The 9,904-nt window shown below is 55.4% G+C and carries 8 protein-coding genes; 1 reads left to right on the plus strand and 7 read right to left on the minus strand.

What is annotated here, in order from left to right; all coding sequences use genetic code 11:
* Positions 1–281 precede the first annotated feature (281 nt).
* The 7 genes from ACO6BQ_RS00475 to ACO6BQ_RS00505 all read right to left on the minus strand — a co-directional run bounded on the left by ACO6BQ_RS00475 (position 282) and on the right by ACO6BQ_RS00505 (position 8,294).
* A complete protein-coding gene (locus ACO6BQ_RS00475) occupies positions 282–5,072 on the minus strand; it encodes a TonB-dependent receptor plug domain-containing protein (protein WP_489118595.1) in 4,791 nt (1,596 codons plus the stop codon).
* Between the two features lie 280 nt (positions 5,073–5,352).
* The gene (gene tsaA, locus ACO6BQ_RS00480) at positions 5,353–5,754 is read right to left on the minus strand and encodes a tRNA (N6-threonylcarbamoyladenosine(37)-N6)-methyltransferase TrmO (protein ID WP_489118597.1); all 402 of its coding nucleotides are present in this window, start codon (positions 5,752–5,754) and stop codon (positions 5,353–5,355) included.
* An 11-nt stretch (positions 5,755–5,765) separates the two neighbouring features.
* Positions 5,766–6,701, minus strand: coding sequence for an asparaginase (locus ACO6BQ_RS00485; protein ID WP_489118599.1), 936 nt, complete (start codon positions 6,699–6,701; stop codon positions 5,766–5,768).
* On the minus strand, positions 6,698–7,066 hold the full coding sequence (locus ACO6BQ_RS00490; RefSeq protein WP_489118601.1) for a nitrous oxide-stimulated promoter family protein: 369 nt from the start codon (positions 7,064–7,066) through the stop codon (positions 6,698–6,700). The genes ACO6BQ_RS00485 and ACO6BQ_RS00490 overlap by 4 nt, the downstream gene beginning before the upstream one ends.
* Before the next feature lie 10 nt (positions 7,067–7,076).
* A complete protein-coding gene (locus ACO6BQ_RS00495; protein ID WP_489118603.1) occupies positions 7,077–7,403 on the minus strand; it encodes a DUF2442 domain-containing protein in 327 nt (108 codons plus the stop codon).
* A gap of 10 nt (positions 7,404–7,413) precedes the next feature.
* Entirely contained in the window at positions 7,414–7,680 is a 267-nt protein-coding gene (locus ACO6BQ_RS00500) for a DUF4160 domain-containing protein (RefSeq protein WP_489118605.1), read from the minus strand.
* 56 nt (positions 7,681–7,736) lie between these two features.
* A complete protein-coding gene (locus ACO6BQ_RS00505) occupies positions 7,737–8,294 on the minus strand; it encodes a flavodoxin family protein (protein ID WP_489118607.1) in 558 nt (185 codons plus the stop codon).
* 346 nt (positions 8,295–8,640) lie between these two features.
* Between ACO6BQ_RS00505 and ACO6BQ_RS00510 the strand changes: the two genes are divergently transcribed.
* Positions 8,641–9,798, plus strand: a complete 1,158-nt coding sequence (locus ACO6BQ_RS00510; protein WP_489118609.1) for an MFS transporter — start codon at positions 8,641–8,643, stop codon at positions 9,796–9,798.
* Positions 9,799–9,904: the final 106 nt, after the last annotated feature.

Below are 9,904 nucleotides of genomic sequence, written 5' to 3' on the forward strand. Positions count from 1 at the left end.
ATAAAAAACGGTCAGATTTTCATATTTTTGGGAAAGTAATCCGCAACAGTTTGGACGCTGTGGGCGGTTTTTTTTGGTCTGTTTTATCCTAGCGCACACAAAAATAGCCCACACTCCACTGTGGACTATCTTTGCTGTGTATTATATTTTAGGAGAGCTTTGGAAACATCCGAGGACATTCCCTAACGAAAGCCTGAATAAAATATAGCACATCTGAGAGTGAAAATCAATAGGTTTTTGAGAAAAATTTTCAGCGAAATATGGAGTGCGGAAAGTTTTTCTTAGAACCGGTAGGTGAGGCGCATACTTGTGTAGTTGCCAAGCGAGAAGTGTTCGCTTCCATACAGGGTATCACGTGTGTTAATGCCCTTTGCATCAAACGTGTAGAATAGTTCCACCAAGAGGTTTTTTACAGGGACGTAGCCTGCACCAAAACTGAAGCTGCGGATGCCGTCGAGGTAGCGATCCGGGAGGTAGCCCGTGCCGTTTCCGCCGAAGAAGGATCCATGCTCGAAATGCTTGTAGTCAGCAAATACGTTCCAGCTTCCCTTGACATCCATATCGCTTCGGCCAATGTCAAAGCGTATTGTCCAGAAATGTGGTGTGCCGCCGTTTGCGTGCCCCTTGATATTGAATCGATCTGTTCCGGATATATGCTCGTAGATTGTGTGACCGTTCATGTGCCGCGCAAAGTTTGTGCGGTTCTGTCCATAGTCAAACGAAACAGCGGCATTGCTGCCGATCTTCCAGCGTGCGCCGACACCGATAACGCTCGCAAGCTTGTCGAACGCATAGGAGTCGTTGCTTGTACCGTTGGCGTAGTCCGCGTGGAATGTCCGGTTGCCCGTCGAACCGAGATACCAGAGGGAGAGGCCGACATTCGGGGTGAGTGCGTGCTTCGTCTGCACAAAGAACGCTCTTTCGAGGGCAGGAATACGGTCACTCTGCAGGACGGTTCCCTCTTCGCGGATGGGGGTTCCGGTATATTTTGCAAGAGCGTCGCGGGGCAGGGCGCTTGCGTACTCTGTCCAGTACAGACGCTTGCCAAGTGCATTGAAGAACGATGTGATGGATTTCGGGTAGTTGTATGCTCCCGGGAGCGCATCGTCCGTTGTTTCACTGACAAAGTTGTCGTTGAACAGTGCATTGTAAACGTCGTTCTCGGATGTGGTGAGCGTGATATTTGTCGCGCCGGTGCCGGCATTCGCCTTGGCGATGCTTTCGTACATCGTCATGACTTTTGTCTTGTTTGCCGTCCACCATTTCTGTAGCGCCGCGGAGCCGTCGCCATCGAGGACGCCCGGATAGTCCGCCATCGTCATGTAGAAGTTTTCCTTGTCTTCCGGATGGTCGAATCCCCAGACGAGCGTGTCAAAGGAGCCGATGATTCCTGTCTGAAGCGTGTTGCTCGCATCGAGGTACTGATAGTTGACAGCAGCGGGGGCGTTCATTTGCATACGCTCGGCATCGTCCTGCTCGTTCTTTCGCAGCAGAGCATCGCCGTATGCGGCAGTCGCGATGTCGTACATCCGCTTCACGATGGCTGCCTGCTCCGCGACGCTCGCGCCGCGTTCCTTTGCCGCCGTCAGCTGCTGGTAGAAGTTCATGTTTTCGTTTGCGTCGGCGACAGGGGCGGGGGTATCAAACGTGCTTCCGAAGAGCGAGCGGTTCAGTCCGATGAACTCGGCGATGGTCGGCGGGCGGTAGAAGACGGCGTGCGTCGCATGGGTGTAGGCGGAGTCCGATATACCCGTGCTGTGTTTGAACGTACCGTAGCCGAGGCGCACCTGCGTGCGGTCGTTTGTCCATGCGGCGCGGATCCCGTCGAAGTCCTTGCCGAAGTAGTAACCCGTGACGCCCATGCGTTCCTGCAGACGCCCGAGGGAGATGTCAAACGATCCCTCGTGATAGGTTACGTCCAGGTTGTTGATCCTGAGGTTGTTGAGGCCATGCGAGGTGGAAGTCGTTGTCCGCGTATCCACACCGTCCTTACCTGATGCAGAAGCAAGGATGGTGGCATTCAGGTGCTCGTTCAGACGAGCATCCACGCCGAGGCGTAACCGCTGTGAGAAGCCGTGGTCAGCGCTGTCTCGCATATTTCGCTCGGCAGAGCCGACCGAGGAGTTGTCCGTCATCTTGAGGGGCGGGCGATTCGTACCGCCGTGTGCATCCCACTCCATCGCATAGTCGCCGAGGAAGCGAATCCCTTGCTCTTTCTTTGTGTCAAAGATGGGGCTGAGGAATGCCTCGATAGAGTTCTTCGCATAGCTTCCAATGGACTGTGCGAAGAACTCTGTCGCCGCCTCTTCATTGCGTGCCGCACGCGCCGCCTTTTCCTCCTCTGTGAGCGGCGGCTTTGGCTGCGTGTTGCTGTCCGGACCGAACTTGAAGTTGACGCCGAGGCGGTAGACGCGCGCCTGCTGTGCGCGGTCATCATCGCGATGATTGAAGATGTTGTCAACGCCGATGTATGCCATTGCATCCTCGCCGAACTTTTGCTGCAGCATGAGGTTCCAGATGCCGAATGTCTTACGCTGGTAACGCTGTGCGCCCGGCTGTGCATACTTGTTCTCGAAGATATAGCCGCCCTGCATATCGCTGTCCATCGTCATGTAGTTTGCATTGCCCGTGACAGAATTGCTGTCGAGCATGTGGATGTAGTAGTCACCCCACAGAGATGCACGGAATCCGCTGGCTTTGTTTTCGTAGTCGATGCCGATGTCGACCTTGTGCTTCGGCTTGTCGAGGAGCTGGCGCGGCATGTTCGGATCGCTCTTGTTGATGGCATGCAGGTAGGTATAGCCGAGCTTGCCCGACCAATGCTTGTCGAATCTCTGCTTAACCTCCATCTCTAGACCTGTAATCTGCGCCTTGCCGATGTTCTTGAAACTGTACAGCATATCGGGCGGATAGCCGAGCTTCTCCGCCGTCTTGAGATTCGGGTGGAAGTCAATGTTGTAGCCCGTGTAGTAGGTGGTCATGTAGTTGCGAATCGTATTGCGGAAAAGATTCAGCCGCATGGTGGTTTTCTTTGTTTCGCCCTCGATGCCAACGTCGAAGTTGACGGACTTCTCCGGCTTTAGGTTTGGATTACCTGTCCAATACCAGCCCAGTCGTGCACGATCCTGATCGACGGGGCTGCCGCCGTACATTTCCCAGTTATAGTAGAGCTCTCCCATACCGGGTTCCGTATAGCCGGTACCGAGATTTGTCTTGAAGCGCAGATGAGGATTGCCCTTGATGATGTTGCGCGTGAGACCGAGATTTGCTGTAACATGCGTGCCGAAGAGATTGCTGTGGTCAAAGCGCAGGATGGGATAGAAAATCGTGTCGTTGTCCATCATCCACATATCGCCAAGCACAAAATGATACTTGTTGATCGTCGCTTCACCGACAATCACCTGATTCTTCAGAGAGTCCTGAATCTCACGGAAGAGCTTACCGTTCAGCGTATAGTTAAAGGTCTTATTGGGATCGCTGTAGTAGGAAAGCCCATCGAAATCACGGTTCCATCCAATGAGGTGGTCTGAGTTTTCGGTGCCGACCTTGCTGCTGAACGCGTCGTATCGTGCCCGTGCCCCATCGGCATCGATGGCGTCCAGGGTCGAGTAGAAGTTTTTCGCACCGTTCTCGGAATACTTCAGATAGTCCTCATAGGTAAACTCCGGTCGGTACGAGTTCGGATCGCTGCTGTCATAGCCATAGAGCTCATTGTCTACATCCCAGCGCAGTCCGCGCTCTGCATCCGGCAGGAGTTTGTGCGCGTGGATGAAAGAGGCGACATCGCCCTTTTTCAATCCGTAATCCTTGGCATCGCGCTGTACGACGAGCAGACTTTTGTCGTAGTCCCACGGGTCGATCTTGCGCAGATAAGTCTTCGGAGCGCTCTTGAGGCGGCTGCCAGAACCATGCTCACGGGCATAACCAATGTTGTAAGTGAGAAGGTGCTTGTCATTCAGCTGGGTATTGAATGTCGCGTCAATGTTTGTCTGCGCATGGTCGACATTGTCGATGTAGTTCAGCATGTTCTTCCCGGTGTAGGAAGAACGGCCGTAGTTGCTGGTCAGTGTGAGATCATCCTCGAGGAGGCGTGTGTGGTTGATCTCGATGTTCCAGTCCGTATCCTTGTTGCGTCCGTTCCAGCCGATGTTGTAGGTGTTGCGCCCCGACTTGCGGCTGTAGTGCTGCTGCGGCTCCATGATGGAATCCGTGCGCTTGACATAGCGGTTCAGATCCTCTGTGTACCGCTCCAAGCGAAAATTGAATGTATTGTTCTTGTTCGCCTCATAGCTGCCAATCAGACCGATATTCGTCGCTTCGCCGTAGTAGCGCAGGCTGTTGTCCTCAAAGTCCGTGACATAGCTGGAGAGTCCTGTCTTGGTGCGTGCCTCGTCGGCGTAGACAGGCATGATGTCGCGCTTGCTCCCGTAGATGCCGAGCTGCACCTTACCCATTGCGCCTGAATCCGCGCGTAGGAAAAGGTTACGGTAGGGGAAGAGCTCGTTCTTCTCCGCCGTTCTTCCCTCCGCATTGAACTGTACCGAGGGCTGATCGCCTGCCTTCTTTGTGATGATGTTCACCACACCGCCGATCGCGTCCGAGCCATACTTCGCGCTTGCCGCACCCTGAATAATCTCGATGCGCTCGACGTTCTCTGTACCGAGGCGCATGACCTCGTCCGCTGCGCCGTAATACTTGGCAAAGTCGCCCATGACGGGCTGCCCATCCACGAGGATCAGCGTGTGGCGCGGCTCTGCACCGCGGATCGAGACACCGACGCGGCCCATTGCATCCACCGTGCGCGAGACGCCCGTCTCGCTGAAGATGATGTCCTCGACGGATTTCGCCTGTTTCTTCTCGATGTCCTCTTTCGTGATGATGGTCTTCTGCTGGGACTCCATCTTCGCCTCTTCCTGCGCGGCCTCCACCTCCACGTGAATATCAGCAGTAGAAACACTGCCCCCCCCCTGTGTACCATCGTCCGCCCATGCCGTATAGGCGGGCAGGGCGAGCCATGCCGAGATCGCGTAAGAGAGCAGGCGCAGGGAGCGCTGACTCCTGTTCCGAACCATGTGATCCTCCTTCGTATAGAAAAAACCTGTTCCGATCCATCGGAACTCCGTCATGTGCACGCAAATTCATTTGTGAAAATCTTTTCATAGCATCATGCTAAACGAAAAAGAGAATCAAATTTAATTTGCGTATGAGTATTATAATGATGAATGGGATTCATTACAAGTACTCAGGGGAATGTTTTAAGAATTTTCTTTTCTAAAAACTGATAAAATGAACTTCATATCAAAAATGAACACCCCGTTTATTAAAAAACGAGGTGTTCATCATAGCTAATGTTTATGACAATGATATGACATCCATTTTTGTGTACGGCTTGATGTCAATGATGCTGCTGCCGTCAAGTGCGTCAATCCCTTTCACGCGGAGGGTGTTTCCCTCGCGTGCGATGAGTTCGGCGATGCAGAGGGAGAGGGGATTCGGGCGGCCGGGAGAGCGGCTGGCGAATACGCCGTGAATCTCCCTTGCGGCGGGCGGGATGGTCTTGAGGATGTCTCGCTTCGCCAGATGCGCCCAGTAGAGGACGACGAGGTATTTGTTCTGCTCGATTTTGAGCAGTCCGTCCGAGAAGTTCGGATGAATCTCGATCTCCGAGATCTCCTCGCTCATGCGTCCCTGCCGAGGGATGTCCGTGAGGTTTTTGTAGGCGTTATGAACGATGCCGATTTCTTGAAGCTGCATGATGTGCCTTTCTATTCGATGAGTGTTTTTACCATTTCCCCCTCGGGGGTCTCCGCGAGTCTCTGCATGAGGCGGGCGTAGAGCGCCTCGATGGGGAGCGTGCCGCCCGCGAGTGCGCCGAGCTCGGCGGCGCGGGTGCCGACCTCGTAGTGTGAGATGTCCGCGCCGTCATAGATGCACTGCGTTGTGAGGACGATGGTACAGGCACGTGTCCGTGCGCGGTCGAGTGTGGGGAGAAAGCTCTCCTGTGCATCGTCGCCGGGGACGCTGCCGAGTCCGTAGCCCTCAAGGATGATGCCGCGATAGCCCGACGCGATGTGTGCGTCAATCGTGATGGGCTTCATACCGGGATAGAGACGTATGACGGCAACGCGTGTGTCGAGTGCGTCGTGCAGATGAAAGGGGGCGGTCGGTGCGGACGGGGCGGTGAGGTTGATCTCTGCGCGTCCGATGCTGCGAAATGCGTCGTCCGCAAGGGAATACATTTTCTTCGCGGCATTCCCGTGGATGAGCCGCCCGCCAAACGCGAGACAGACGCCTGCAAAGCCGCTGCAGGCCGCCTCGTATGCAAGGCGCAGATTCATCTCTGCATCCGAGACGTCCGTACCGAGTGGACGCTGCGAACCTGTGAGGACAACGGGGCGGTCGATATTTTCAAGCATGTAGTAGAGCGCGGCGGCGGTGTATGCCATCGTGTCCGTGCCGTGGGTGATGATAAAGCCGTCGTAGTTCGTGCGGCGTTCTGCAATTTTCCGTGCGATTATCTGCCAGTGACACGGCGCAATGTTGGTGGAGTCGAGCGCGAGGAGGTCGACGACCTCGATCGTGCTGCCTGTCGTGCCGATTGCTGCACGCATATCTTCGGCGGTGAGGGCGGGACGGAGACCGTACTCTGTTTCGCGCGAGGCAATCGTGCCGCCCGTGGCGAGGAGGAGGATGTTCTTCATGTGCGGTTCTCTTTCTTCTCTTTTTTACGCGCCTTGTAGTCAATCCAGATATGATGCAGGGTCATGATGGGGCGATGGAGGAGCATACGCGGTCCGCTCCAGCGCATGACGGCGCGTACCTGTTCGCGCATAGCGCGGCTGTAGCAGTGGACGGGGCACGCGGAGCAGAAGGACTTCACGTCCATGCGCGGACAGCGGAGGATGCGGTCGCGTGCGTAGTCAAGGAGACGGCGGCAGTCGGGGCAAAGCGCGGGCGCACCGTCCGTCTCCGCTGTGCGGTGTGCGTGCCTGTGTCCACGGCAGTAGAGGGCGATCATCTCCGTCATGACATCCGCTTCCATTGTTCTTTTTTTTTCGGTGTCCATGTGCGTCCTTTTACAGAGAAGGTGATAAGTCGGGGGTAACTTCGACGTTTGGTGCGTGATAGGGGGAACTTTCTTGATAAACAGCCTCGGGAGCAATGTCGATTGCGCCATCCTGCCATGTGAGAACACCATGCTCCAAACGTGCTGTGTCAAATATGCTGCGGTCGGACAGCGGTTTGAAAGCAGGATAGCGAAGGAGACATGAGACGTCGAAGATACGCTCCTCGCCCGTAGAGAATGTGACGATCATATAGAGATCATCAATGATACGAAAATCGGTGATGGTCAGATCATCATATGGTTCTGAGGCGTAGGCGATTCCGTCACGAATATACATGATGCAGCTCCTATCTGAGTGGTTCGATCTTGTCAAAGTGCATACCGCGCACGGCATTGTTCCATGCGGCATAGAGTTCATCCTCGTGGATGTAGAGCCATGCTGTGAGAAGTTTCAGCTGCTTGTCCGGCAGTTTTCCGGCAAGGAGTTCTCCGTCGATGGCGACAGAAGCCTTGAAATCTCCGTAAAATACATGAACGTGTGGTTTGTGATGGCGGTCATTATCGAGAAAAATCATCTTTATGACCATACCCATAAAGCGGCTGAGTTCGGGCATCGGTTGCTCCTTTCTGTCTACCCGTATAAAACGATAGCGCACGATTGTAAAGACGTTCAGCCGCGTGCGTTCTTCTTCTCCTCCTGTGCGCGGCGGAATTTTTCGAGGAGGTCGAGTTTGTGCTCCATTTTGTGTACGAATGTGCGTGCGGCGGCACGATCCTCCTCGTTCGGATGGTCGGCGGCACGCTGCCAACGCTCCTGCGCCTCGGGGCTGTTGTGCGTGTCGTCGGGCTCGGATTTCTTGCGGCGGGCGATGAGGGCGGGCGAGAGCTTCCCCTGTGCGGAGAAGGTGCCGAGGATTTCGCAGTTCGCGCCGAGGAGGTAGGCGGTACGTGCAAAGGAGGTGACGGCGTGCTCAGAGCCGACGTCTGCGCCGTGGGTCTGGAAGAGGACGGTGCGTGCGCTTTCAACCTTGGGCAGGTATGCCTTCATGAGGTCGTCAGGGCCGCCGCGGCGCAGCCAGTAGCCGAGCGCGACAACCTCGTAGTCGGAGAGATCGGTCGGCGCGTCCTGCACGCGGAAGATGTCGCCGTCCGATGCACCTGCGATTTCCTCGGCGATTGTCTTTGTATTGCCTGTGGTGGATGAATAGATGACAGCCCATTTCCTCATATTGTGAATACTCCTTTACTTTTTCATCTCGTTTGTTACAATACATTACATCATATTTTCGGACGGTATGCAAGGATGTTGGTCACAGGCGGGATTGCGTTTTTGTTGCGTGATGCCCCTCGCGAACACGGAGTTGCGCAAGCGGTCGTGTGCTTATCTGCCTAAATACCTGCGGACTTCTTAAACGCGCTTCGCTTGAACGAAAGAAATCCGCAGGGGGCAGAACGCACACTTTCTCCGCTTGCTCCACTAAGGTTCGCTTTGGGGCATCACACAACATTCGCGGCAAACACCGTGCAAAGCAGAACGTACGGAGCTCGCATAAAAGATCTAGGGAGAATTTATAATGAATACAAACATACGGCACGCAACGGCACTGCTATCGACGGGACACGCGATGGTGGATTTCTATGCGAACTTCCTGCCGATCCTCCTGCCGCTGCTCATGATCAAGTTCGGTCTGTCGCTGACGATGTGCGGCGTGCTCGTCATGGTCGCGTCGGTGACGACGAATATGCTGCAGCCCTTCTTCGGCTATCTCATGGACAAGCGGAACTTCAGCCCCGTGCTCCCGTACATCGTGCCTGCCGCCGCTGTTCCGATCTGTATGGTCGGATTTGCGGGGCATGAGACACTGCTCTTCGTGCTTGTCGCGGTGACGGGGACGGCGGTCGCGGCATATCATCCGCTCTCGTCGATGCTCGTCGGACGGACGGCGGCACGGGGGCGGGGCAACGGCATGATGAGCTATTTCATTGCGGGCGGAAATGCGGGCATGGCGTTCGTACCGCTCGTCCTTGTGGCATTCCTTGAAAAACTGTCGCTGAATGCGCTGCCGCTTCTCATCCTGCCCGCCGTACTCATGGGTATCCTCCTTGCACGCTCGGGTTTGTGCACGGTCTCGTCCCTGCCGGAACGGCGGGCTGCGGTGCGCCCGAAGCTCGCACGCGTTCTCTTTGCACGTACGACGATCACGCTGAACCTGGCGATGGGGCTGCGCTGCTGGACGCACGGCGCATTCGGGACGTTTCTACCGCTGCTGCTTGTTGGAAATGGGGAGGATACGAGCGCGGCAGGACTCTTCCTCACAATCTTTATGCTCGGCGGCATGACGGGCGGGCTTGTCGGCGGCAATCTCGCGGACAGGTTCACGGGACGCGCGATCATTGTAACCTTCCTTGTGCTCGGTATTTTGCCGTGTGCCTATTACTTTACGCACATCAGTACAGATATCCTCGGCGGCATTGTGCTCTTTGCAGCGGGCTTTGCTCTGATGGCACCACAGCCGAGCTCGATCATCTGGGCACAGCAGGCACTGCCCGAGAATGCAGCGATGGCATCGGGCATGATGCTCGGTATGTCGTTCGGGCTTGGCAGCCTCGGTGTGGCGGCGACGGCGGCACTCGGGGATGTCATCGGGCTCGCGCCCGCCCTCCTCGTCTCCGTCCTTGCTCTCCCCCTTGCGGCACTGCTCGCGCATATCACACCGGAGCCGCGTTCGTAGCGCACCTTTTTTCGATTCCCATGATCCTCTTCCCCTGCTTCGACAGGGGAATTTTTGATATATACATAAATTATATTTCACATGAAAAATATTGATAGCATTTATT

It is taken from the genome of Centipeda sp. (in: firmicutes), from assembly GCF_057271695.1.

Bases quoted from the DNA above. Each gene is read 5' to 3' on its own strand.
- ACO6BQ_RS00475 (WP_489118595.1), bottom strand. From the start codon at position 5,072: ATGGTTCGGAACAGGAGTCAGCGCTCCCTGCGCCTGCTCTCTTACGCG.
- tsaA (WP_489118597.1), bottom strand. From the start codon at position 5,754: ATGCAGCTTCAAGAAATCGGCATCGTTCATAACGCCTACAAAAACCTC.
- ACO6BQ_RS00485 (WP_489118599.1), bottom strand. From the start codon at position 6,701: ATGAAGAACATCCTCCTCCTCGCCACGGGCGGCACGATTGCCTCGCGC.
- ACO6BQ_RS00490 (WP_489118601.1), bottom strand. From the start codon at position 7,066: ATGGACACCGAAAAAAAAAGAACAATGGAAGCGGATGTCATGACGGAG.
- ACO6BQ_RS00495 (WP_489118603.1), bottom strand. From the start codon at position 7,403: ATGTATATTCGTGACGGAATCGCCTACGCCTCAGAACCATATGATGAT.
- ACO6BQ_RS00500 (WP_489118605.1), bottom strand. From the start codon at position 7,680: ATGCCCGAACTCAGCCGCTTTATGGGTATGGTCATAAAGATGATTTTT.
- ACO6BQ_RS00505 (WP_489118607.1), bottom strand. From the start codon at position 8,294: ATGAGGAAATGGGCTGTCATCTATTCATCCACCACAGGCAATACAAAG.
- ACO6BQ_RS00510 (WP_489118609.1), top strand. From the start codon at position 8,641: ATGAATACAAACATACGGCACGCAACGGCACTGCTATCGACGGGACAC.